Origin of the sequence: Providencia sp. PROV073, assembly GCF_033688125.1 — a bacterium.
In the GTDB taxonomy this organism is placed as follows: Bacteria; Pseudomonadota; Gammaproteobacteria; order Enterobacterales; family Enterobacteriaceae; genus Providencia; species Providencia hangzhouensis.
In genome coordinates, this window is record NZ_CP096353.1 from 891,119 (window position 1) to 914,123 (window position 23,005).

Genomic DNA, 23,005 nt, shown 5'->3' on the forward strand with positions numbered 1-23,005 from the left:
GGGTCATAGGGGAGATTAATCATGAAAACATTCTTTTTACGTGCAAAATGGTTGGTTCACTTAGCTAGCATTCTTATGATTTCATTGATATTTATGGGGAAAGGTATGGCAAACCCACAAGCTAACTCTTTGGTATCATTGGCTGAGCAAGGTAACTTACAAGGTGTTAAGTCCTTAGTTGAGCAAGGTGTGGATATTGAACAGCGCGATTCACGCCAACGTACTGCGTTGATGGCGGCAACCCATGAAAACCATCTTGAAGTTGCCCGTTTTTTGATTGAGCAAGGTGCGGACGTTAATGCACGGGATAATATGCAAGATTCCCCTTATTTGTACGCAGGGGCGCGTGGTTTGCAAGAGATACTAATATTGACTCTACAACATGGCGCTGATTTAAAAAGTACCAATCGCTACGGGGGAACTGCTTTGATCCCTGCGGCAGAACGTGGACATGTTGCAACGGTTAAAACCTTGATTGATGCGGGTGTTGATGTCAATCATGTTAATCGATTGGGTTGGACGGCACTAATTGAAGCGATTATTTTGGGTGATGGTAGCGATAAGTATGCACAAATTGTCACTGAATTAATCAAAGGTGGCGCAGATGTTAACTTATCTGATGGTTCGGGGATATCACCGCTGACGTTGGCAAAAAGTAAAGGTTACCGTAACTTGATTGAAATTCTTGAGAATTCAGGAGCGAAATAATGTCGGATACGCAATTTTTACAACAAGCTATCAACTTAGCAATGGAAAACGTGCGAGCTGGCGGGCGGCCTTTTGGCGCAATTGTTGTCTGTGATGGGCAGGTTGTTGCGAGTGGCGTTAATCAAATGCTTGAGCTCAATGATCCAACCGCCCATGCGGAGCTGATGGCATTGCGTCAAGCAGGGCAAAAATTAAGCCGCGTGAAATTAGATGACTGTGTGGTTTATGCAAGTGGGCAGCCTTGCCCCATGTGCCTTGCAGCCATACGAATGGCAGGCATCTCTCGGGTTGTCTACGCCTATTCAAACGATGATGCCGCACCTTTTGGGCTTTCTACGGATGCGATTGCAAAAGCGCTGAGGGTCATTCCTGAGCAGCAATCAGGTTTACGGTTTGAGCAACTAAAACCCAATGATGAAACGCGCAGTACACTGTACCAACAGTGGTGGGAACGGCAATCTAAATGAGTAAAGCGGCACCATCTTCGCTGGCGTTAGTACTGACCATTGTTTTAGTCGGGGTGAACTTACGCCCCTTTATGACGGGCCCAGGGCCTGTTATCGACAATATCATTCAAACGACAGGGATGAGTTATCAAAGCATTTCGCTTTTAACATTGTTACCCATGTTATTGATGGGGGTTGGCGCATTGGTTGTACCAATGCTAAACCAACGAATAGGTGAACGTGCGGGTATCAGTAGCGCAATGCTATTACTGCTGGTCGGTTCACTCGCTCGTTACTTTGTGGTTGATGGTGCAGCTTTATTATTAACCGCTTTTTTATGTGGAGTGGGTGCGGCTTATATCCAGTCGGTATTTCCTGGGCTCATCAAAGCGAATTTCCCCCAAAAAATGGCGATGATGACAGGATTATATTCAGCCACGTTAATGGCAGGGGGAGCTATTGGCGCACAGATCACGCCTTTGGTTGAAGAAATGACAGGCCATTGGCAGAGTGCCTTAGCATGGCTTGCTTTCCCTGCTTTGTTGGCGCTGTTGGCTATTTGGGCGAATGTACACACGGAGCGGGGCTCAAAAGCAGAGCAGGTCTCAGTGTTGACGTTCTTACGAAGACCGAGAGCATGGTTGTTGATGGCAGGTTTTGGGCTGATTAATGCGGGTTATGGCACTGTAGTGACTTGGCTAGCGCCTTTTTTCCAAGAACAGGGAATGAGTGCTGCACAAAGTGGCACTTTTGTTGCCATATTAACGGTGTTTCAGGCGTTATCTGCACTCATGATCCCCGTGTTTGCTTCGCATAATATTGATCGTCGTTTTTGGCTGATTGTCACGCTCAGTTGCCAAGCTCTTGGTTTTTCTGGGTTGATGCTGTTTGCCAGCGATGTGCCACTTTTATGGGTCGCGTTATTAGGTATGGGGCTAGGCGGCTGCTTTGCATTAAGTATTATTACAGCTTTAGATCATTTGCCTCATCCCGTTAGCGCAGGCGCATTGACTTCGTTGATGCAGGCTGGAGGATTTATTATTGCAGCCTTTGGGCCATTATGCGCCGCGTGGATACAGCAATTGAGCCAAAGTTTTACATGGGTATGGGCAATGCATGTGATTTTTGTATTAGTAACATTGATTCTTTATTTGCGTTTGAACCCTAAAAGCTACAGTCAAATCTTCAATTTAAAATAATTAATTTTCTCTTTATTTATTGCGAATGATAATCATTGTTATCTTGGTGTTTTTTTGTCACTATCACTGTTTATTTATTCGTCTAGGTAAGAGCCCTATGCAGCAGCGTATCGAAGATAAATTCACACAAGCGCATTCAGCCCGTGAAGAGCACTCTGCTGGTGAGTTTATTCTGGCGGTTTTATATTGGGGGCGTTAATTGCCTTTATAGCGTTGCTAATGACATTCTCACATTACCGTTATGTGAAAAGATTAGAAGCAGAGCAAGTTTAACATAAATAGAGTAAGTGCTATTTTTTACGTTTCTTATTTTGTTTTTTGACTTCTTTATTCGCTTTCTTTTCAATGGAATTGAAGTAGATATCTAAATAATGTCGGTTGCTTAAAAATGAAATTAAGCAACTGGCAACAATCACCACCCAAACAAGTTGCAACTTAATTGAGTTTTCAATACTGAAAAGTAGTAATAGTGGGATCATGACCATCATGCTTATGAAAATGGAGCACAATAACGCGCCAGCAATATAGAGCGAGTACTTTTTTAACCCGAATATATTGAGGGTGGTAAGCACGACAAAAGTTAACAGTAGCGTACCAAATGTTGCAAACATAATGATAAGCCCTGCCTCTTGCTCAATAAGCCAATCCGTGAAACCAAACCAAGAAAAAGGGATACTTATCATTGTAAGCGCTCCTGTTTACTAAATAGTAGGGGGATATCTTTAAAACGAAATAACCTGGCAAAAATAACATTGGGGAAAACATGAATATCCGTATTGTAGAGTGTGACGGTTTGGTTGAAAAACTCACGTCGGTCTGCAATTTGGTCTTCAATATGTTTTACTTGGGTTTGCAATTCCAGTAACACCCCTTTACTTATCAGCGTTGGATAGTTTTCAGCGATAGCAATCAGCGGCTTTATTTTTGCTGGAAATTGGTTTGCAGTATCGACTTTGGTTTCAATTGCAGTACTGGATAAATAGTGCTGACGGCTGGCAATCAACTCCTTAAATAGCTGTTTTTCATGTGCCATCGCTTTATCTGCAACTTGAGTTAATACAGGAACTAATTCAACTTGCTTCTTTAATAGCACATCTATATTCGCAAATGCTTTATGGCAATTGTTTTTTAAGAATACAATATTGTTATAAATATTAATTATATAGCGTATAAAAATATAGCTAATAACAGCGATAATAATGAAAAAAATCAGCTTTTCCATGTTAGTTATCACCGAATAATGAGATCTGGTCGAAATGCATATTTAGCTGCCCGTTTTGATAATCCATCGGCGTAACTAAAATCACACCAATCAGAAAAAGTGCAATTATGGTGGTAATAGCTAAATTTCGACGTAATGGACCTGTTTTGTTCCAACGAACGACATAGTCTGAGGGGGAGACGCCTAATAGCATATGAGGTGCCTTACGTATAATAATCGATTCGCCTTTTTCATTGGCATCTGCTGTACCAATTAATAAATAACCGCGGTTTGCTTCAAGTAAATATTCTTTGTAACGGCGATTACCGCTTTCAATATCCATATGCGGTTCTAAGCCAGGGTAAACAAAATAATCTGGGTCGCACTCTACTTTTACCGAACCAGTATCATCCGTAAGAGTGAAGCTATGCATGTTGTATTTACTATTTTGTAAGGTATAGCTTTTTTTACCGTCTTTATCTTTTGATATGGAATATTCAAAATAAAATGAGCCGTAACAGGTTTTATTACCTAGTTGGCTTTTAATGGCTGTGCCCGCCGTGATTTTTCCTTCAATTTCCACAAGCCCCATTGCCATTGAGCGGATTTTGGAGGTGGCTAAATTTTTCTGAAATTTTAAAAAGCGCTTGGTTGGCGTATTTTCAATTGCTTTAAATACAAAAGCTAAGACAAATGCGATAAAAAATACACGCATGTCGATAAAGAACCCTGCAAATAGGCAAGTGGCGATCAGCATACCTATAAGGGTTTTAAGAAACGCACTAAACTTTGATGAGCCTTCATTTTGTAAACGTTGATAACGTTGATAGCCAACTTTACTAGCCTTGACAACATTACGGGTAATAAAAAAGGTGATGATGAGAACAACGACGTAATAAATGATACTGCCATAGTCGCCGATAGAAGGAGAGAGCGAGTACCACATACCACAAGCAACACTGATAAAAGGAATGATCCCCCAGTTTACTTTTTTATTTATCGAGAACTTGTTATCAATAAATAAAATTAAAGCACCAATAGCTGCTCCGAGTAAAAAATACATATTCACGCATTAATACCTTTAGGCTGACATTATTTAAACTGGACGCCCTGATATTTTTTTTCATCTTCAGAAATATCAAGTAATGGCAGTGCTGAAAAACGAAAGGCATTGGCAATTAGGCTGTCAGGGAACATTTGTATTGCAGTATTATACTCTGTTGTTGCATCGTTAAAGCCTTCACGTCGTTGGGCTAATTTATTTTCAACATCACTTAAGGCGATTTGTAATTGGGTAAATTGCTCACCAGAAATGAGAGTAGGGTAATTTTCTGCAATGGCAATAAGGTTACCCAGTGCACGGTTCATTTCATTCGATGCTGCGATTTTATCGTTCATGTTTTTGGCATTAAAGTAGTTCTGACGCGCATCACTTAGTGAAGTAAAAAGGCTTTCCTCATGTTCCATAGCCTTTTCTGTAATGGTAACGAGTTGTGGGATCTGATCGGCTCTTTGCTTTAAAATAACATCAATATTGGCAAATTGATTGCTGACTTGATTACGGGTGTTGATCAGGCGGTTATAGATAGAGATCCCCCAACCTATAGCCAATAAGAGTAAAACAAATACAACGATAAGTGTGATGGTCATATTGATGCCTTTTAACCCGTGATAAGTAATTTGGGTTAAAAGTATAAGAGCCTTACCACTTATGCAATCAGAAAAGAATGAAAGTAAGGTGAGAATAAAGAAAATCTGATCTTTTTGAGTGACAAGATCAGATTTTACTTTTGAATAGTGCTTAAAGATTTGTATTTACAAGAGAAAGGTTCTTATAGCTATTTTGTTCAAGAAAATAATCTAGGTCACACTGCAATACATTAGCAAATATACAGAGCCGATGAATCGTAAAATTCTGCGTACCGCGTTCATAACGGGAGATTTGCTGTTGGCTTAATCCCGACTTTTTCCCTAAAGTGTGTGCTGTCCATCCCATCTGTAAACGGCGTTTACGAACTTGTAGTCCTATATAGGCATTTGAAATTTCAGTTTGATATATTCTCATAATATTATCCTGATTAATATCACACTACTTAAGTGTAAATAAGGTTTAGTTATGTGTTCTTATATTGATACGTTGTTTTTTCGAAAGTAATTGAATCTGATAGTCTAATTGCTATGTTTTCATTTCGATAATTACCCTGAGTATAAAAAGATTTCTCTCCATTAAACAGAAATAACCCAATAATAAATACGCCTAATCCAATAATAAATACAATAAAGCTGAATAGATAAGATAGTTGCTTGTTAATATAAAATAGGGATTGTTCCTCTAATGCAAAAGCGGCATCTGAGAATGATAAAAATAATATGACGATCCCCCAGTGTAATACAGAAAGCAAAAAAGGGTATTCAACATGATTATGTATAATAATAGGGATTATTGATAGAATGATTGCCAATGGATAACCATTTCCATTAATTTTATATTTTATAAAAGATTGAAATACGACATAGATACCTCCGGTTAATAGTAAAGATAAAAATATCAAATTAATGAGTCCTCCAGTCATCAGCCAGAGTAGTATTTCATTGTGTGGGTGAGGAACAATATACATTTTAGGACTAAAAAAAGGAATTGCTGTTCTTTCATAACTATTTTCAAATAAAAATGATTGCTCCCATGCATCATACGGTTTTTCTAAGAATAAAGTAATAGAAAAACGTAGCATTTGTTTTAAATGGAATTGATTCATAACATCAGTTCCAATGTACTGTGGGCATAGTTTTATTAAATAAACTCCAATAAAGATTGCTACAGCAATAATAAAATAACTAGCACTAACACGTAGAGGGTTTTTCTTGTAAAAAAGACAAATGAAAATAAATGCACAAACAGTAAAGCTTAGCCAAGCAATAACAGATTGCAGAACGACTAAAGTTAATGTGAAAAATAAAATGCATGTTCCTAGTAATACAATCCTGATTTTTTCATGGCGTTTAGATAACAACGAAAATTGTGATAATACAAGAGTCATAAGAGATAATAAGCATGCAGTCGCCATGTTAACCGATAATATATTAACTTGCTGTGATAAGCCATTTGAACGCATGCCTGATGCAAGATAAAAAATATCAGTTTCAAATATATATTGATATGCAGTAATAAAGACTTGAGCTACATTAATAATGATATAACAGTAAATACAAAATGATTGTATTAACCATTTTTTTTTCACTTGTAACCCTGCAATATATAGTAATACGCCAACGGTAATACCAGAAAAATACCAAAAATCAACATTATTATTTTCTCCCTGATGAGATATTAACCCCATCATTAAAATAGCTAAAGAAAAACAGTAGCAAATAGCAGGTAATGTAATGATTATTTTAATTTTCCGATAGAAAACTGTAAATGCTATAATGGATATCGTCAAGGAAATAGATAACCAGCTAATAATGTTTTGTGGTAATGATTGTCTCAAGCTTCCTAGACTGTCAATATAAATAAGACTAGCAAGGTGCCAAACAATAAAGATACCAATAAATAGTGAGCGGGATATTATGATCATAGTACGCTTACCGCTATATTAAATAAATGTTGCTATTAACCAAGCATTGCCTTTGTAGTCTCCAGGTTCGGCGTCATAGCCTGAAACTTTACTTTCAATCGTAATGTTTTTTACTTTATCTATTGTTGTTTCGAGCGTTTTTCCACTTTGATTATTTTGTTCATCATAAAGTATAAGCTCAGAATAAATAGTATTATTTCCTGATTTTAAGGGAAGTCGTTTTTGTGGATCACTATCCGTGGCATAATCTAATGCTAATTTTACTTTAACTGGCTGTACTCTATCGCATGTATAAGTAACAGTACGCGTTTCTTTACTATTAAATTCATAAGCATCCAATGTTTTGTGATCAATGTTTAAATTATCAATATTAGAATGGCAATTTGACGGATAATTGATAACCGATGTAGTGAGATCTAATTTAACGGTGGCTTTATCAATAGGTACATAAATATCTGGTGTCCCATAGTCTTGGAATAATCGTGTGTAACCTGCAATCATTGCATTTGGAATAACAATTTTTCCATCAACAGGGATATCTTTGACATAAACTCTAACGGTAAAAGGAAAATGAACAGTAAAGAATGATGTTGCTAATGGCCCCATTTCTTCATTAGAGCATCCTCTCCCTGAAATATTCCGCCAGCCACTGGTTATTCCATTCTCAGAATAAAGTGTAAAAAATGTATTATTGTTTATTTTAAATGCGGTCAGCCCTCCAATAGTAAAGCCTGCTTCTGGCATATAGGCAAAAACACGGTGGTAGGCATAAGCCGGAACAAGGCCTGCTGAATAATTACCTTGTAAGAAATTCACAGTACAATATACAGACCCATAAGGCTGAGATGTGTTTTCATTAATAACAATACCGGAGCTATTTGCTGGGGCTATTAAAAAATATTTATTGTTATCACTTCCAATTGCTGGTGTATCAGAAACAACAGAATTGTTAGATACTAAACTCATTTTATAGCCACCACCACTTCCTGAATAGCGAGTCGCACTATAGGAATTTAAGTTAACTAATAGCAGCAACAAAAATAATGGTGAATACTTTTTTATATTTTTCATAAAGACTTCCCAATATTACAGATAATCAACCATCACTGATAAAGCGGCACTAAATGGCCCAGCAGTGAGATTTTCAATAGCTTGATTAGTGACTAATTGTGATTGGATAACAACTTTCCCTGTATCACCACTTACGGATGGAGCAATCCTTTCCCATTTATTAAGGTTGAGCGCATTACTTTTATTTTCTTCTGAGAAACGAATACCCAATCCATTAATAGAGGTTGCAAGTACGGTTTCATTGTTTATTGTCAAAGTGCTTCCTTCTCTTGGAGATAGGTAAACTTGTAAATTTTTTCGAAGTTCACATTGTTTAATGAGAATACCAAAGGACTGTTTTTCTTCAGTTAGTCTGTCTAGCGCTACCTCACGGAAATTAATGACTAATTCTTTTTCACCATTTTCTGCTGTAAGTACACATGGTGGTCGAACCAATTTTGCAGAAAGAGAAATTAGTACATCCGCTTGAGTGCCTAAGGAAACTAATAAACTAATTAAAGGGAATGAAAAACAAATAAATTTCATTTCAATTCTCCTTATTGATAATCAAGATTAAAAGTAACAGTTGAGGAGAACCCCCCTGTTTTTAAAAGAGAACTAAAGGGCTTCTGAGCATAAACACCGAATAAAAGTGTATTAACGGACCCTTTACCTGATTCAGTTACTGTACTGACATCAATTGTTGTATTCAGTTCTAGTTCCTTACCACGACTATCAGTCAGTGCTAATAACACATTAGATTCACCAGTGGTTTTTAAATAATTAATACCATTATGTGTTTCAATATTTTGGGTATTTAACGTTATTTTGATCGTTTTATTCAAAGCCATCGCTGAACAGTCCATGATATCCAATTTAAATGGTTGCATATCTGAACGTCCTAATGTTTCGATTGAAGAAAAACGTAGCCCAGAAAGATATATTTTTTTCTGTGTATCATCATCACTTAGCCGACAACCAAGCGGTACTAACACTCCTTCAAAGTAAACTGTTAGTGTATTGGCAAAGCTGGTATTCCATGTTAGGAATAAAAAACTAAATAATAATATTGAGCATCTAGTCATAATTTATCTCCACACGTTGCATCTTATTACTAGCAGGAATAGAGAATAAAATGGTGTTATTGCGTAGTGGTTGAGTTAGCACATACTGGTTACTGCCTAATTTCAGTCTTAACGGTATCCAAGCTTGCTTTTGTATTGGTTTGCTACAATGAGAAAAATGCATTTCCACACTATAGGTTGCTGCAATTAAAGTACTTTCATTTAATTTTAATGAGATATTAGGTAGACAAGGAGCAGTAACAATACGCGCATTAACATATATCGTGCCTGTTGTCACAGGCACCGCAGACTCAGCAAAAATAGGTATAGTAAAAGCCCATAGTGCTAGGTAATTCAATTTCATTGTTCTGCTCCTATCTATTTTTTACTCATTATTCCGTCACACTGCACGTTGAAGCTTGGCATTTGAAAGCAAGTGAGGGCTTTCCACCATAATCATTGATATATGTCAGGTAAGGTGTTGAAAATTTGGATGATTTAATCAGTTGATTAGATTTTGGCGGTATCATGACTGCGTCAAAATCACTTTCTTCAGATTGTTTTTGGCTGTTCCCTATACCAATTACAGTTAAATAAAATGGTGTTGGGTTATCTAACGTATAACCCGATGATGTTGCTGTTAATGTTATGTATTTCGTCCAATCGGTTTTGCTTTGTGCAACAATGCTTTCAGGGCGATAAAATAGTTTTACACGGCTCTGTAATGCAATTTGCAACACACCCGCTTCTGATGACTTAGGCGGGATTTCACGCAGGTTGTAATAAAACAGGGATTCCCTGTCTTGCGGTAACTTTGCAATGTCGGGTGCGGTGCTTAGGCGAACTAGGCTAGTGGATTTGGGTTCCATGCGCTGAATCGGCGGAGTGGCAATAATAGGGCCTATTTCCAGTTTTTGTTCTAACGCATTTTCTAACCACGACTGGGCCAAATAAGGCAATTCCGGGTTATCATTACGGATCGTAATATTAATAGACGACTGGTTTCCATCGAAAATTATACGAGTACGATCAAGTGTAACCGCGGCATTCGCAGCTGAAATTACACTTATAGTCAGCGTGAATACGCTAGTAAGTAACAAAAAAGGGGAATTCAATTTCATCTTAGTTCTCTTATTAACGACAAATAATAGTTGGGTAAATTTCTTGAGGATTAATCACGTCAGGCACATCGGCACTACACTGGTGTTTATTTCCCCAGTAGAGATTGAGTAAGTCTTTAGGCTGGATACCAATAATCCACGTAATACCTTGTTCGCCAACAATTCCGAGTTCAATATTGTTGCTATTACGTACGCTGGCGCCAAAAGGCGGATAAGTGTCATCAGCTAGTTTTAAGCGAGCAAACGTTTTTTCACCTTGAATTACGTTGAGGCGACGATATCCGATTGCCCCACGAGTCAGAGTCGTATCAGTGACGGTCTCTAATGCTTCAACATCTTTTGGTAATTTACTGGTATTAATTGATGCGCTGGTTTTCCGATAACTACTCACGTTTGGCAATACAGCGAGTCCAAAGTGATTAGTTTGATAAACGCCACCACTCAGAGGAACGTTAGCTGCACCAGGTGTTTCTATAACGAGTCGAGTACCACCATAAGCGGCTTGGTGCATGGCAATACCTTCTTTAATTAAGGTAATTCCACCATTAATTGATCCCCCAACGCTGTGATACTCGTTCGGGACATAACTCGCATTTCCTGAAATTGAGGCATAAGGAAGATTTTGGTTTAAATAACCACTAAAGCTGGTTTGGTCATTCTGATGACTTCCTGTTTGATAACCGACATTTAAGTTATAATTGCGCTGCTCACTATATCCGCTATAACCGATATTATGTGTTGAACTGCGTTGGCCATTTTGGTTTCGGGTATAACCTTCAGAAAAGCTGACGCTGCTTCCTTGACTTAAAGGAATAGTGAAATACAAGCTGATCGCATCATCTTGATATCCCGCTCTTTTTGAACGAGAAGCAGAAGCTGTCAGGTTAATATTTTTGAGCCCAATAGCCGCCCAATTTAAAAGAGTACTTAGGTATAAGCTGTATTGTTCTTCTGTTTCACTATTCCAATACGTATTGTATTGATAGTTTCCACCCAATGAGAAATCATCAAAATATTTATTAATATTAATTTGATAGCTTTCTTTTTGAGCTTGGCTTTCATTACCTGTACGTCGTTCATCCAACGTTTGTTGCAAAGAGCGATAGGTTTCATCAGAGAAACGATACCCTGCGAATGTAATGTCAGTTCTGGCTTCATCAAATGATTTTGAATAACTAAGTCGATAACTTCGGCCAGTTAACGTTTTATCAAGTAATTGAGCATGTGACTGAGTCGCATCGAACGAAAGGCTACCGAATGAAAACAGGTCACGACCAAAGCCTGCTGAAAATGCCTGATAATTTTTTGATAAAACGGAGCCCCCATAGATAGACCAAAGGTTATTTAACCCGTAAGAGAGTTCTCCCGAAGCAGTTAAATCACCTTCGAGCTGGCGGCCATTAAAACGTGGTTTACCCGCTGCAAATTTATAGCGGATTTGCCCTGGTCTCGTTAAGTAGGGTAATGCTGCTGTGGTAATGCTAAATTGTTGTTCTTCACCATTTTCTTCTCGCACAGTCACATCTAATGTTCCACGAATAGAGCTATCTAGTGTCTGGATACGAAAGGGACCAGCAGGTACGGTTGTTTCTAAAACTATACGGTTATGGCTTTTGACAATAACAGTGGCATTAGTTTGAGCAATACCAATAATCTCTGGTGCATAACCTGTTAATTTAGGGGGCATCATATTTTCATCGGTTTCAAGAGATACCCCGGTGTACTGCCAAGAATCAAAAATAGCAGAGTAAAAGTAGTTCTCACCTAACGTTAAAATAGACGCAATGGATTTTATTGAGCGGTATGCAAATAATCGGCTAAATGTGGCATCACTATATTGGTTTTCGAAGCTTCCTGTCGATTTTCGATAGTTTGCTTGGTAATCACCGCGTAAACGCCATGCACCAAAATTAAGCCCTGTTGTTCCGTTAGCAGAAAGGTACGATTCTCGTGAACCTGAATTTTGATGCGTTAAAGAACCTGTTAGGTTGTAATCTAATAAAAATCCATTTACACCTTCCTCCCAACGTGAAGGAGGAACCCAACTTGGATCTGTATATTCTAAATAGCTTTGTGGGATTAAAATGGATAGCGTTAATGTCGATAAATCTACACTTAATGAAGCACCTTCAAGCGGAGATAAATCAAGGCATTTACCCTCATCACGATATTTAATTAATTTAATTGCGTCCGGAGTAAGCCCTAAACGATCAAGAATATTAACGGGAACACAAACGGTATCGAATAAATTATTGTTTTGGGATTGTGGCGCTATCACAGTGATATCTTGCGCACTACCCATGCCCTCATTATTGACTTTGAGATTTAAATGATAAATACCAGGCATAATAAATCCAGCCTGAGAAAATTGGCTAAAGTCAATATTTTGAGTGTCTTCTGTATCTAACATATCGGTATTGAATTCGACAGCATAGGCTAACGAAGAGATTGAAGATAAAAAAGAAGTCACAATGATGTAAGAGTAAATATTAAATTTAACCATGATTTTTTCATCAAATTAATTATGAGTTTATTTACTAGTCGTAAGTAACGTTGAATTTAATTGTGGTAAAGTAATCACCAGGTGTAATTTCGTTATTACTTGTGCCTAATTCTGTTTCATATTTTAAAAAGCTCTCTTTACTTTTGTTATCAAAATAAACGTAATTATTAGAAATAGAGTAGAGCTTATTTGGTATTAATAAATTATTGTTAACGTCGTATATATATAGAACAACTCCAGGCTTAGGGCCTGATAGTTTTATTGCATTAGTATACGTATCTTGCAGCGCAAAAAAACGAATTTTAATACCTTTATGATTACTACTGTCATATTCACTAATACAGTTATTTAATTTTATATAGAAAGGTCTTCGCATTAATTTTTCATCATCTATATTATTTATACTGTAATTAGAAATGTAATTATAGTTTATATATTGATACTGACTATCAGTTTCAATTGAACAAGGTGCCGCAACGATATAACCTTGCATTACTGTTTCGCCTCGGAGGCCATCTTGAATATGTCCAAGGTTAGAGCTAGTCGCATTAGAGTTAATAGGGTTAAATAATAAGGCAATCCATAGATAAGTATTTTTTTTCATAATGAGCCTTTTATGGGGAGAGAATTCTCTCCCCTAAAAAAATTACTCGTATGTGATTTTAAAGTCAGCGATAGAACTAAATTCACCTTCAGTAACTGGTGTTGCACCATCAACACGTTTAGCTAATGCAGTAAATTCTAAAACGTTTTCACCTTGGCGGTTACGAATTTGGCTTAGGATAGATTTAGCTTCATCAAATTTAAAATCTTTGATTTGAATACCGATATTCGAAGCGGTACCAGTAGTACCTAAGAATTCTTTATCAGTACCGACATAGTTTTTACCACCAAAGGTAATTTTAATATCTTTAACAGCAACCCACTTACCTTCAGTGTCTTTGCTAAACTCATCAAAATTACATTCTTTTAATTTGATAGCGATATCTTTTTCTGCTGCATTACCCGCTTCTAAAGATGCACGAGAAAGTTGACCAAATGGAACTTCTTGTTTTGTACTTTCTGATTCAATATTACATGGAGCATTAACAACTTGGCCGCTGAAATGTAATTCACCGCTATTACCACTAGCAAAGATAGAAGTTGAAATAGCAGAAGACGCGAATAAAACAGCAATAGAAAGTTTATTTAATTTCATATCTTACATCCTTAAAAATAAGTAAATATTTGATCCCTAGTGAGCCTTTATATAAGTACTGCCATAGGAATAAAGTTCAGTATCCATAAATGGATTTTCAAATGTCCTAATCACAGAACGCTTAACGTAATCGTTTTTAGCGTGGGTCATTTCGACGGAAGGAATCTTATCCCTATCAGGTGTAAAATGGAATAAAACTCTTTGATTTTAATTAAATTTGAATTATTTAACTTATATTTAGTTTTTTTTAATATGTATCAATGTTTTTATGCTAATTTAATTGTCTGTGAAATGTTTAATGTTTGTGCTTTTAAGGTGTTTTAAGGTTGGGGGTGTTTAGAAATAAAAAAAATGCATCAAAATATCAATATTTGATGCATTTCTTATGATTTTTTTTGGTGCTACAGAGTGCAAATAAAAAGTGGAGAGAAATTTTCTTCAAAAATATAACTTGTGTCGGTTAATTTTTTTATTTTTAAAAAATAAAGTTGGTTAATTTCAGGAACACCTCGAATATTGATTTTGTCTTGAGCCTGATCAGCTGGGTCTATAAATATATTTTCAACGCGTAAAAAAAAATGGTCACCTAAGTATTCATGTTTCATCAGAAATTTTCGTGAAATAGTATAGTTTTTACCATTATCACTAATGCTTCCATTCATGATGAATGTGTGTTGGTCAGGTTTATTTTCGTTAGGGATAACACTTAGCAGGTAAAATCCTTTTAAGGTAGAACGATGGTCAGAGATATTTATTTTTAAGGTTGTTTGGCAATCAGGAATAATAGGAGTGTTAATTATGTGATGAACATATAAGCTAATGAAAACCAAAATTATAGATATAAAGGACAAAAAAAACATTCTTGTTGATATTTTATTTGACATAAAAATTCTCACAGCTCACAGTTGCACTTTCTTTCGGTACTGTTGGGCAATAGGACAAAAATAGGAAGTTGTCATATAAATTTTTATCATTTGCTACGATACCAACATTATAATAAAAAACAGTTGCTGGCTTTTTACAATCTAGGTTTAATTTCGTGAGTTCATTTTGAATTGTCGCAAAGCTGATGGTTGTTGTATCGGGTTTATGGTAACTATTAATGTAGCGGATACTGCATTGATCGATACGACCAACTTCAGGGTATTCTGTTCGGCTTGCAAAGAAATAACTTTTAAAAAGGTATAATAAGCAAAAAATAATGAGTCCAATAAGTGAAATTTCAACATATCGGTTATTCAACATGTAGCTTTTTTTATTTTCGACTGCTTGGGGGGAAGTCCCTTCGGGTACTTTTGATGAAGAGTCTAGTTCTTCCTCACTAGTGAATAAAGCTTTGTGATTATTATCACTAATTTCCTGTTGCTCATTTTCAATTTTCAGATCAGCAGAAAATTTAATCCCAACTTTAGGTACAGTCGTGATAATTTCATCATCAGAAAAAGATGATAAATGGCGTCTGAGTACAGAGACACTACTATTAAGGTTATTATCGGAGACAACTTGGTTATGTTCCTCCCAAACCCGACGTAATATGGTTTCTCGGTCAACAATATCATGATTATTTTGCACTAAGACTAATAACAAACGGTTTAAGGTGGTTGTTAGTTTTAATGCATTATTAACATCGTCGATATATAACAGCCCCTGATGACTGTCATAATTAATATGATTATTAATCAAATAGTTCATTTTTAGATTGATTTTATTTATAGGAAAAATATTTATATTATTTGAGTTTATACCTGTTATTTATGTTATGTCAATTAAGCATATTTGGTGTAATTTTGAAAGTTATTGAAAATCATATAGTTAAGTTTTTATTTACGCATGTTATGTTTAAGGCGGGAGGTTGAAGAGGTATTTATTTTTTTTAGAAAAACACTATTTTTTTAACATTATACAAAATAACTAATAGTTATTATGCGTAAAAAATTTTAGGCTGAAACATTTTATGAGGAGTAAGTCTGTTGCTAGCTATTATTTTGGCTAAACGATGATATATAAAAAATAGCCTCAAATATAAGAGGCTATTTCATATAAATACTTTACCAATTAAGCCGTTGGCTCAAGGATTTGGTGCATAACAGGATGGAATTTACGTTTAAAGTAAACGAGACCATGCCCAGTATCGTTAACAATGATTTGTTTCATTTCAACCATGTAGACAGAGTGCGTACCGATATCTTGAACTTGAGTTATTTCACCTTCAAGGTTGGCAAGCGCGTTTTTTAACATTGGTTGCTGTAAAATACCGCTTTCCCATACACTCCAGCCAAAACGTTCTTCCATCGTTGAACCTTTCATACCTGCGAAATGGCATGCAAGTTCTTCTTGTTCATGGCTTAGCACGTTGACACACAGGCGGCCATTCTTTTGAAATACCGCATTCATAGCGCTATTGCGGTTAACACAGACCATCAAAGTGGGTGGCGTATCTGTAACTGAACAGACTGCAGTGGCTGTAATTCCACAGCGACCCTCAGTCCCATCCGTGGTGACGATATTGACTGCTGCACCAAGACTTGCCATCGCATCTCTGAAACGCAGGCGATGTTCATTTTCTAAAGACATTTTGACCTCCTGCTGCCGACTATTTCAGCAGCGAATCTAACTGATTAATATCATTGTTGTTATGCAGGTGTGGACGTTTCCATCCGTGTTGATCGTAGTCTGATAAACAGCGATCAACCATATCTGTCATGGCTTTCATATTGCCAGAACCGTATGCATGACGCAGACATTGCAGACGAATTTCATCTTGGCTTCCTGCGTAGTTAATTTCATACAGTTCATGGCGACCACCAAATTCACTACCGATTGCATCCCACATGAGTTTAAGGATCTTAATACGTTCAACGTGATCCATACCATTAGAGCCGCGAACATATTTAGCTAAATACTTATCAATTTCTGGATTATTCATATCACGAACGCTTGATGGTAGGTAAATCAGGCCACTTGTCACGTTACTTTCAATGATATTCTTGATTTTGGTGTAAGCCATTGGTGCCATAACACGGTAAGTTTGTATAGCTTGAGTATCGGGTAGATAAGCGCCGCCTTCCCATGCTTGTGCTTCAGAGGTCATTGCATCGGTTAATGACCAGAACAGATTACGCCACGCAACCACTTCACCCAGATCAGCTTGTACACCACGGAAATCAATAACACCTGTACATTCTAAACTTTTTTGTAACAATCCGGTAATGAAGTCTAATTTAACGGCTAAGCGGACACAAGCTTGTAATGGGAATAAACGTGCAAAACCACCTTGAACTGCCCAATTACGTGCACGGTCGAAATCACGATAAATTAATACGTTTTCCCATGGAATTAACACATGGTCCATCACCAAAATGGCATCATTTTCATCGAAACGGCTTGATAATGGGTAATCAAATGGTGCGCCAGTTGCACCAGCAACTAATTCATAAGATGCACGTGAGATTAATTTCACGCCATCTGCGTCCATTGGTGCAACAAACATCAATGCGAAATCAGGGTTATCGCCCATGACTTGTGCGGAACCAAAACCAATAAAGTTATAGTGTGTTAACGCTGAGTTGGTCGCAACAACTTTAGCACCACTGACGATAATCCCCGCATCTGTTTCTTTTTCGAGTTTGATATAAACATCTTTAACTTCATCAGCTGGCTTGTGACGGTCGATTGGTGGGTTAACAATGGCATGGTTAAAGTACAGGCCACTTTCTTGAATACGTTTATACCAGTGACGTGCGTTGTCTGCAAACTGACCATAATATTCTGGGTTAGCGCCTAAACAGCTGGCGAATGCCGCCTTATAGTCTGGAGTGCGTCCCATCCATCCGTAGCTCTGACGTGACCAATCTGCGATAGCGTCACGCTGTTGGCGTAGTTCATCGGCACTTTTAGCGAAACGGAAGAATTTGTGAGTGTATCCGCCGTTTCCTGTGTCGGTGTTCCAGCAAAGTTGGTCATGAGTCGTTTTATCATGAAGCGCATCATATAATTGTCCTATAGAAGCGGCTGAATTACGAAAAGCGGGGTGAGTGGTGACGTCTTTTACACGCTCGCCATAAATATAGATTTCGCGGCCATCTTGTAAGCTTTTTAAATATTCTTGGCCATTAAAAGGGCGTTTAGCATCTGAACGAAAATCTTCTGGTTTCATGTCTACCTCGTTATCTCACAATGAGGGCTTGCATTGATAGGGTACAAAGGTTGCAAGCGAAATATGTTAATTTTATGTTTGTTTTGTGTTTCTTAATTGAATCGCTTTACGAGGGAGTTTTAAAGAGACTTTCTAAAGGTTTGCTGGTACTTTTCGTTGGGAGCTGTGTTTTGTGAAAGAAATGTGATCATCTCGATGTTTTGATATTAATATAAATTTTTATTTATCTTACAGTGCATTGATTATTAATCATTAATTAAATGGTTATTATATTAATATTAATATTTTTTCTTGGGTTGTTTGTTCTTTTTTTAATCTTCACATTCACTTTTTGTTAAGCATTATTAGCATCTTTATAAAGTTAAAACAAAATTTATAAGATATCAAAAATGTTTTTAAAATGTAAAATTATTTGAAGAGTGGTTTGTAGAGATAGGTTAGAAGTAGGTATGATATAGCGTTCAGGAGGCATTGATGATTTTTACCTAAAAATACGGATAAAATCACTAAGCCTCTCTTTAATGAATGTTTTGTTCTCGCCATAGGCTAGGAGAGCACCCGACTAACCGGTTAAAAAATCGCGCAAAATAGGCGGGGTCTTTGAAACCGAGCTGGTAGGCAATTTCTGAAACGGGGCTGTCGGAAAACAGTAACATCCGCTTAGCTTCACGCAATATTCGGTCAAAAATCAACCTTTTCGGTGGCCGGTTAGCAAACCGCCGGCACATATCTTTAAGGCGTGACTCTGTGACATCAAGTTTTTTGGCATATTCAGGTACCGCAAGGTGTTCATGATAATGTAAGTCAATGAGCTGATTAAAACGTTGGAATAGGCGGTGTTCGCCTCTAACCCCCGTTGTAGGGTGCTCATCAAGTGGAATAGAGCGCAGTAGAAAGGTAAACAGCGCTTGGGCTAAAGAGGCGAGGGCTTGGTCTTTGCCAATATAGTTATTCGCCGATTCGCGAGCCATCAATGCCCAATAATGATTAAAGGTATCGATATCATCAGGCTTATCGGCAACAGATAAGCAAATAGCAGGGATATCGACCAAATCTGGATTCGCTGGGTACAATGAGCTAAGAAGAGGCGTGATCAGGTCTTGCCGTACGGTGAGTACGTGGCCATCAGTGTCTTCTTGAGTGAAAAATGCATGTGCAACCGAAGGGGGCGTAAGAATAAAGAGCGGCGCTTGAACAGAATAGCGCGACTCATCGAGCTGCAAAGTAATATGGCCCGTAACCAAATAGTGCAACTGGAAGAAACCATCATGGCGATGAGCTTGCATGTCGCGACCAAAGAAGGCGGCCATGTTGCCAAAGGTTTGGTAGTGGACGTCGTCGGTGCCTTGGGTTTCGTCGTAGTCTGTGCTGATGTCAATATTCGTAATTAAAGTTGAGTTACCCTTCATTCTTCGGCTCGCAGCGTTGTTGGCCTCACAAGCCAACCCTAGTCACATACTTCAGTATGCTCCTAGGGATTAACTTGCTTGCCGCCTAGCTGCAAACCAAATTATTTTGGGTAACACCCTTTAATAATTATTTGCAGCATAAGTTATTAAAACATTTAAAACATTTAAAACATTCAAAACATTCGAACCATCAAAATTTTAAGGTGTTGCCCTTGGTCTTGAGTTTTTCATTGGGATAGCAATGACTAACAGCGCACCGACCACCAATAGGCCTGCAACAAAATAGAGGCCAGAGTTAAAGCTACCGGTTTGGTCTTTCAGCCAACCGATAAGGAGTGGGCTGACAGCGGAACCTATATTACCTGTTGCGTTGATAACCGCAATACCGATGGCACGAGCACGTAAACTGATTGACTGGTCTGGGGTTGTCCAGAACACTGCCATCGCAGTAAATGAACCTGTTGAGGCCATAATAATACCAATCAACTGAATGACGGGATGGCTTGTCATCGCAGCGAGAACCCATCCTGCGGCCGCAAATAAATACGGTAGTGCAGTATGCATTTTCCGTTCTTGTAACCTATCAGAACGGCGACTCCAATAGATCATTCCTAAGATAGTACAAAACTGTGGGATTGCAGTTAATAGCCCAATCATGGCATTACTACTGCCTTCATTGAAGCTTTGCATGATCTGCGGGGTCCAAATATTAATCGCACTTAACGTATTGGTTAAACAGAAATAAGCGACGGTATACATTAAGATCACAGGGGTGAAAATTTCTTTCCATAAGCTTTTGTTCTGCAATGCGGTATGGCTTTTGGAACCATGCGGCTGGACGAGTTCCAGCTGGTCTTGGTCCATCATTTCTTGCAGTGTGTCTTTGTCTTCTTGGGTCAACCATTTGGCTTTCTTTGGCGAATCATCAAGATAGAACCAAACTAGCACACCGAGGATCACGGATGGGAAACCTTCTAGTAGGAACAGCCATTGCCAACCTTTTAGGTCTAAAATGCCATCCATACCTAGAATATAACCGGATGCGAGTGAGCCGAATGCCATGGTGACTGGCATCGCAATCATAAATAAGGCATTAGCACGAGCGCGGAAATAGGCAGGGAACCAGTAAGTCAAATAAACTAAAATCCCGGGTAAGAAGCCCGCTTCAGCGATACCCACTAACATCCGTAGGACGTATAAACTGGTTGGCCCTGTGGCAAACATGGTGGCTGTAGAAGCAATACCCCAAAGCACCATGATGGTGGCTATCCAGCGGCGAGCACCAACAATCCCCAACATGATGTTACTTGGAATACCAAAGATTACATAAGTGGCATAGAACAAGGTCGCGGCTAAGCCGAACATGGTGGAAGTTAGGCCAATGTCTTTCCCCATGGTTAGACCCGCAAAGCCAATATTAATACGGTCTAAGAAGGAAAAAACAAATAGCACAAATAAAAATACAATGAGACGTTTAAATAACTTATTAATCACCCGCTGCTGCGGTTCGGTTAAATTTTTATGTTGTTCAGCAGGGTTAGTGCTTGCAAGTTGTTGATTACTCATATTGTAGGGCCCTCAATTCTTTCTTTTACAGATTATTATAGGTACAAGGGACGAGTAGGCAGTCATGGTGCTGTCTGCCCAATGTTGCGATATTGATTTCTTAATTTATCTAATTAAGTTATTTGTCTGTAGGGTTAAAATTAACTTATTTAGAGACAGTTTAATTAATAAACGCTTGGTGCACTCGAGGCCACCTCTGAGACGGTTTTACCAAATTTTGCTGCTAGCGCTTCTGCGGTACGTGCTAGTAGCGTGGTATCAACCCCGACGGCAACAAATAGTGCGCCGAGTTTAAGATAATGTTCAGCGACATCTGGGGCTGCCATTAAAATACCGGGTGCCAAGCCAGCCTCACGAATTTGTACAATCGCTTTTTCGATTGTGGCTTTGACTTCAGGGTGGTTAGGGTTCCCTGAGAAGCCCATATCTGCGCTAAGATCCGCAGGGCCGATAAACACACCGTCGACACCTTCAACTTTTAGGATCTCGGGAAGGTTATTCATGGCTTCACGGGTTTCAACCTGTACTATCACACACATTTCATCATTGGCACGGGTTAAATAATTAGGTACTCGGTTCCAACGAGAAGCACGTGCCAAAGCACTGCCGACACCGCGTATCCCAGCTGGCGGGTAACGTGTTGCGCGCACCGCTTGCTTGGCTTGCTCTGCATTTTGTACCATCGGTAGCAAAAGGGTTTGTGCGCCAATATCCAGTAATTGCTTAATGATCACCGGATCATTCCACGGTGGGCGTACCACGGGCTGTGACGGATAAGGGGCGATCGCTTGTAATTGAGATAATGTCGTTTGCACATTATTTGGTGCATGTTCACCATCAATTAATAACCAGTCGAAGCCTGCACCAGCAAGTAATTCAGCACTATATGGGCTGCACAAGCCAAGCCATAAACCGATTTGCGGTTGACCACTTTTTAGTGCTTTCTTAAATTTATTTTCTAAAATATCCATGCCATTTTCCTTACACGAAGCGGCAGCTAATTGAACCCATATTGCCGTAATCAACGTGGAACACATCACCTTTACGAGCCGGAACAGGGCGTGTAAATGAGCCACCTAAGATAATTTGACCAGGCTCAAGTTGCACATTATGCGGTGCTAATTTATTTGCTAACCATGCCACGCCATTTGCTGGGTGATTGAGTACAGCGGCTGCCACGCCAGATTCTTCAATGACGCCATTACGATATAACAGGGCGCTAATCCAACGCATATCCAAATCGCGTGGTTTGATTGGGCGACCACCTAAAATTACCGCGCCATTTGCTGCGTTATCCGAAATGGTGTCGAACACTTTGCGTGGGCGGTTGGTTTCAGGGTCAACGTTATGACAACGCGCATCGATCAGCTCAAGGGCTGGGATCACATAATCAGTCGCGTTATACACATCAAAGATGGTGCAATTTGGCCCACGTAATGGTTTCGCCAGTACGAATGCTAATTCAACCTCAATACGCGGTACGATAAAGCGGTCTGTTGGAATATCACAGCCGTCATCAAAAAACATATCGTCAAGAAGCGCACCGTAATCAGGTTCATCAATCTGTGAACTTGCCTGCATGGCTTTGGATGTTAGCCCAATTTTATGGCCTTTTAGCACACGTCCTTCAGCAATTTTCACGCCAACCCACTCTTTTTGGATAGCGTAAGCATCGTCGATCGTCATTTCTGGGTGATCGAGTGAGATCTGACGGATTTGCTCACGTGATTTTTCAGCCTGATTTAGGCGCTGCGCGATTTGTGATATGACATCTTTTTGTAACATGCTGTTAATACTCCTATTCACCTA

General features: G+C 38.5%; 25 protein-coding genes. 3 read left to right on the forward strand and 22 right to left on the reverse strand.

From position 1 onward, the window contains the following. Positions 1–21: 21 nt before the first annotated feature. Genes M1F17_RS03820 through M1F17_RS03830 form a run of 3 tightly spaced genes read left to right on the forward strand, consistent with a single transcriptional unit; the run spans position 22 to position 2,353 of the window. A complete protein-coding gene (locus M1F17_RS03820) occupies positions 22–708 on the forward strand; it encodes an ankyrin repeat domain-containing protein (RefSeq protein ID WP_318837244.1) in 687 nt (228 codons plus the stop codon). Then, a complete protein-coding gene (locus tag M1F17_RS03825; RefSeq protein WP_004905373.1) occupies positions 708–1,175 on the forward strand; it encodes a nucleoside deaminase in 468 nt (155 codons plus the stop codon). The genes M1F17_RS03820 and M1F17_RS03825 overlap by 1 nt, the downstream gene beginning before the upstream one ends. Next, a complete protein-coding gene (locus tag M1F17_RS03830; protein ID WP_096864804.1) occupies positions 1,172–2,353 on the forward strand; it encodes a cyanate transporter in 1,182 nt (393 codons plus the stop codon). The genes M1F17_RS03825 and M1F17_RS03830 overlap by 4 nt, the downstream gene beginning before the upstream one ends. A 290-nt stretch (positions 2,354–2,643) precedes the next feature. On the opposite strand, the gene M1F17_RS03835 is transcribed toward M1F17_RS03830, so the two are convergent. The 22 genes from M1F17_RS03835 to hpaH all read right to left on the reverse strand — a co-directional run bounded on the left by M1F17_RS03835 (position 2,644) and on the right by hpaH (position 22,981). Then, on the reverse strand, positions 2,644–3,036 hold the full coding sequence (locus M1F17_RS03835; protein ID WP_096864805.1) for a hypothetical protein: 393 nt from the start codon (positions 3,034–3,036) through the stop codon (positions 2,644–2,646). Next, complete coding sequence (locus M1F17_RS03840; protein WP_153673735.1) at positions 3,033–3,575, reverse strand: LemA family protein; 543 nt, start codon at positions 3,573–3,575, stop codon at positions 3,033–3,035. Before M1F17_RS03840 ends, M1F17_RS03835 begins: the two co-directional genes overlap by 4 nt. Position 3,576: 1 nt before the next feature. After that, positions 3,577–4,617, reverse strand: coding sequence for a hypothetical protein (locus M1F17_RS03845; RefSeq protein WP_318837428.1), 1,041 nt, complete (start codon positions 4,615–4,617; stop codon positions 3,577–3,579). 29 nt (positions 4,618–4,646) lie between these two features. Beyond that, on the reverse strand, positions 4,647–5,204 hold the full coding sequence (locus M1F17_RS03850; protein WP_094962168.1) for a LemA family protein: 558 nt from the start codon (positions 5,202–5,204) through the stop codon (positions 4,647–4,649). Between the two features lie 151 nt (positions 5,205–5,355). Beyond that, positions 5,356–5,619: a helix-turn-helix domain-containing protein gene (locus M1F17_RS03855; protein WP_004905357.1), complete on the reverse strand. Its 264-nt coding sequence runs from the start codon at positions 5,617–5,619 to the stop codon at positions 5,356–5,358. Between the two features lie 49 nt (positions 5,620–5,668). Next, on the reverse strand, positions 5,669–7,129 hold the full coding sequence (locus M1F17_RS03860; protein WP_226617044.1) for an O-antigen ligase family protein: 1,461 nt from the start codon (positions 7,127–7,129) through the stop codon (positions 5,669–5,671). Positions 7,130–7,147: 18 nt separating this feature from the next. Next, positions 7,148–8,200 (reverse strand): adhesin, encoded by a 1,053-nt coding sequence (locus tag M1F17_RS03865; protein WP_094962169.1) that lies wholly within the window; start codon positions 8,198–8,200, stop codon positions 7,148–7,150. A 15-nt stretch (positions 8,201–8,215) separates the two neighbouring features. After that, the gene (locus M1F17_RS03870; protein WP_004905345.1) at positions 8,216–8,725 is read right to left on the reverse strand and encodes a fimbrial protein; all 510 of its coding nucleotides are present in this window, start codon (positions 8,723–8,725) and stop codon (positions 8,216–8,218) included. An 11-nt stretch (positions 8,726–8,736) separates the two neighbouring features. Further along, a complete protein-coding gene (locus M1F17_RS03875) occupies positions 8,737–9,264 on the reverse strand; it encodes a fimbrial protein (protein ID WP_094962170.1) in 528 nt (175 codons plus the stop codon). Further along, entirely contained in the window at positions 9,257–9,607 is a 351-nt protein-coding gene (locus M1F17_RS03880) for a hypothetical protein (RefSeq protein ID WP_094962171.1), read from the reverse strand. Before M1F17_RS03880 ends, M1F17_RS03875 begins: the two co-directional genes overlap by 8 nt. A gap of 28 nt (positions 9,608–9,635) precedes the next feature. Continuing rightward, positions 9,636–10,364: a fimbria/pilus periplasmic chaperone gene (locus tag M1F17_RS03885; RefSeq protein WP_144141138.1), complete on the reverse strand. Its 729-nt coding sequence runs from the start codon at positions 10,362–10,364 to the stop codon at positions 9,636–9,638. Between the two features lie 13 nt (positions 10,365–10,377). Continuing rightward, positions 10,378–12,867 carry a fimbria/pilus outer membrane usher protein gene (locus tag M1F17_RS03890; RefSeq protein WP_004905341.1) on the reverse strand — a complete coding sequence of 830 codons (2,490 nt, stop codon included), beginning with the start codon at positions 12,865–12,867 and terminating at the stop codon, positions 10,378–10,380. Positions 12,868–12,901: 34 nt separating this feature from the next. After that, a complete protein-coding gene (locus tag M1F17_RS03895; protein ID WP_144141142.1) occupies positions 12,902–13,471 on the reverse strand; it encodes a fimbrial protein in 570 nt (189 codons plus the stop codon). Positions 13,472–13,513: 42 nt separating this feature from the next. Next, positions 13,514–14,065: a fimbrial protein gene (locus M1F17_RS03900; RefSeq protein WP_004905332.1), complete on the reverse strand. Its 552-nt coding sequence runs from the start codon at positions 14,063–14,065 to the stop codon at positions 13,514–13,516. Positions 14,066–14,466: 401 nt separating this feature from the next. Beyond that, positions 14,467–14,949: a FidL-like protein gene (locus tag M1F17_RS03905; protein ID WP_110592374.1), complete on the reverse strand. Its 483-nt coding sequence runs from the start codon at positions 14,947–14,949 to the stop codon at positions 14,467–14,469. Then, positions 14,939–15,757 (reverse strand): winged helix-turn-helix domain-containing protein, encoded by an 819-nt coding sequence (locus tag M1F17_RS03910; protein ID WP_110592373.1) that lies wholly within the window; start codon positions 15,755–15,757, stop codon positions 14,939–14,941. Before M1F17_RS03910 ends, M1F17_RS03905 begins: the two co-directional genes overlap by 11 nt. Positions 15,758–16,120: 363 nt before the next feature. Beyond that, positions 16,121–16,639, reverse strand: coding sequence for a 4-hydroxyphenylacetate 3-monooxygenase, reductase component (gene hpaC, locus M1F17_RS03915; RefSeq protein WP_004905327.1), 519 nt, complete (start codon positions 16,637–16,639; stop codon positions 16,121–16,123). Between the two features lie 19 nt (positions 16,640–16,658). Next, positions 16,659–18,221: a 4-hydroxyphenylacetate 3-monooxygenase, oxygenase component gene (gene hpaB / locus M1F17_RS03920; protein WP_004905326.1), complete on the reverse strand. Its 1,563-nt coding sequence runs from the start codon at positions 18,219–18,221 to the stop codon at positions 16,659–16,661. 518 nt (positions 18,222–18,739) lie between these two features. After that, positions 18,740–19,630: a 4-hydroxyphenylacetate catabolism regulatory protein HpaA gene (hpaA, locus tag M1F17_RS03925; protein ID WP_004905325.1), complete on the reverse strand. Its 891-nt coding sequence runs from the start codon at positions 19,628–19,630 to the stop codon at positions 18,740–18,742. Between the two features lie 198 nt (positions 19,631–19,828). Beyond that, complete coding sequence (gene hpaX / locus M1F17_RS03930; RefSeq protein ID WP_094962172.1) at positions 19,829–21,196, reverse strand: 4-hydroxyphenylacetate permease; 1,368 nt, start codon at positions 21,194–21,196, stop codon at positions 19,829–19,831. Between the two features lie 164 nt (positions 21,197–21,360). Continuing rightward, a complete protein-coding gene (gene hpaI, locus M1F17_RS03935) occupies positions 21,361–22,167 on the reverse strand; it encodes a 4-hydroxy-2-oxoheptanedioate aldolase (protein ID WP_004905322.1) in 807 nt (268 codons plus the stop codon). A 10-nt stretch (positions 22,168–22,177) separates the two neighbouring features. Continuing rightward, positions 22,178–22,981: a 2-oxo-hept-4-ene-1,7-dioate hydratase gene (hpaH, locus tag M1F17_RS03940; protein WP_004914311.1), complete on the reverse strand. Its 804-nt coding sequence runs from the start codon at positions 22,979–22,981 to the stop codon at positions 22,178–22,180. Positions 22,982–23,005 lie beyond the last annotated feature (24 nt).

What these genes read in the sequence shown, in the direction of transcription:
- M1F17_RS03825 (WP_004905373.1), top strand. Translation starts at nt 708, where the DNA reads ATGTCGGATACGCAATTTTTACAACAAGCTATCAACTTAGCAATGGAA.
- M1F17_RS03905 (WP_110592374.1), bottom strand. Translation starts at nt 14,949, where the DNA reads ATGTCAAATAAAATATCAACAAGAATGTTTTTTTTGTCCTTTATATCT.
- hpaC (WP_004905327.1), bottom strand. Translation starts at nt 16,639, where the DNA reads ATGTCTTTAGAAAATGAACATCGCCTGCGTTTCAGAGATGCGATGGCA.
- M1F17_RS03835 (WP_096864805.1), bottom strand. Translation starts at nt 3,036, where the DNA reads ATGATAAGTATCCCTTTTTCTTGGTTTGGTTTCACGGATTGGCTTATT.
- M1F17_RS03830 (WP_096864804.1), top strand. Translation starts at nt 1,172, where the DNA reads ATGAGTAAAGCGGCACCATCTTCGCTGGCGTTAGTACTGACCATTGTT.
- M1F17_RS03865 (WP_094962169.1), bottom strand. Translation starts at nt 8,200, where the DNA reads ATGAAAAATATAAAAAAGTATTCACCATTATTTTTGTTGCTGCTATTA.
- M1F17_RS03855 (WP_004905357.1), bottom strand. Translation starts at nt 5,619, where the DNA reads ATGAGAATATATCAAACTGAAATTTCAAATGCCTATATAGGACTACAA.
- hpaA (WP_004905325.1), bottom strand. Translation starts at nt 19,630, where the DNA reads ATGAAGGGTAACTCAACTTTAATTACGAATATTGACATCAGCACAGAC.
- M1F17_RS03895 (WP_144141142.1), bottom strand. Translation starts at nt 13,471, where the DNA reads ATGAAAAAAAATACTTATCTATGGATTGCCTTATTATTTAACCCTATT.
- hpaI (WP_004905322.1), bottom strand. Translation starts at nt 22,167, where the DNA reads ATGGATATTTTAGAAAATAAATTTAAGAAAGCACTAAAAAGTGGTCAA.
- M1F17_RS03900 (WP_004905332.1), bottom strand. Translation starts at nt 14,065, where the DNA reads ATGAAATTAAATAAACTTTCTATTGCTGTTTTATTCGCGTCTTCTGCT.
- M1F17_RS03880 (WP_094962171.1), bottom strand. Translation starts at nt 9,607, where the DNA reads ATGAAATTGAATTACCTAGCACTATGGGCTTTTACTATACCTATTTTT.
- M1F17_RS03845 (WP_318837428.1), bottom strand. Translation starts at nt 4,617, where the DNA reads ATGTATTTTTTACTCGGAGCAGCTATTGGTGCTTTAATTTTATTTATT.
- hpaB (WP_004905326.1), bottom strand. Translation starts at nt 18,221, where the DNA reads ATGAAACCAGAAGATTTTCGTTCAGATGCTAAACGCCCTTTTAATGGC.
- M1F17_RS03840 (WP_153673735.1), bottom strand. Translation starts at nt 3,575, where the DNA reads ATGGAAAAGCTGATTTTTTTCATTATTATCGCTGTTATTAGCTATATT.
- M1F17_RS03910 (WP_110592373.1), bottom strand. Translation starts at nt 15,757, where the DNA reads ATGAACTATTTGATTAATAATCATATTAATTATGACAGTCATCAGGGG.
- hpaX (WP_094962172.1), bottom strand. Translation starts at nt 21,196, where the DNA reads ATGAGTAATCAACAACTTGCAAGCACTAACCCTGCTGAACAACATAAA.
- M1F17_RS03820 (WP_318837244.1), top strand. Translation starts at nt 22, where the DNA reads ATGAAAACATTCTTTTTACGTGCAAAATGGTTGGTTCACTTAGCTAGC.
- M1F17_RS03860 (WP_226617044.1), bottom strand. Translation starts at nt 7,129, where the DNA reads ATGATCATAATATCCCGCTCACTATTTATTGGTATCTTTATTGTTTGG.
- M1F17_RS03885 (WP_144141138.1), bottom strand. Translation starts at nt 10,364, where the DNA reads ATGAAATTGAATTCCCCTTTTTTGTTACTTACTAGCGTATTCACGCTG.
- hpaH (WP_004914311.1), bottom strand. Translation starts at nt 22,981, where the DNA reads ATGTTACAAAAAGATGTCATATCACAAATCGCGCAGCGCCTAAATCAG.
- M1F17_RS03850 (WP_094962168.1), bottom strand. Translation starts at nt 5,204, where the DNA reads ATGACCATCACACTTATCGTTGTATTTGTTTTACTCTTATTGGCTATA.
- M1F17_RS03870 (WP_004905345.1), bottom strand. Translation starts at nt 8,725, where the DNA reads ATGAAATTTATTTGTTTTTCATTCCCTTTAATTAGTTTATTAGTTTCC.
- M1F17_RS03890 (WP_004905341.1), bottom strand. Translation starts at nt 12,867, where the DNA reads ATGGTTAAATTTAATATTTACTCTTACATCATTGTGACTTCTTTTTTA.
- M1F17_RS03875 (WP_094962170.1), bottom strand. Translation starts at nt 9,264, where the DNA reads ATGACTAGATGCTCAATATTATTATTTAGTTTTTTATTCCTAACATGG.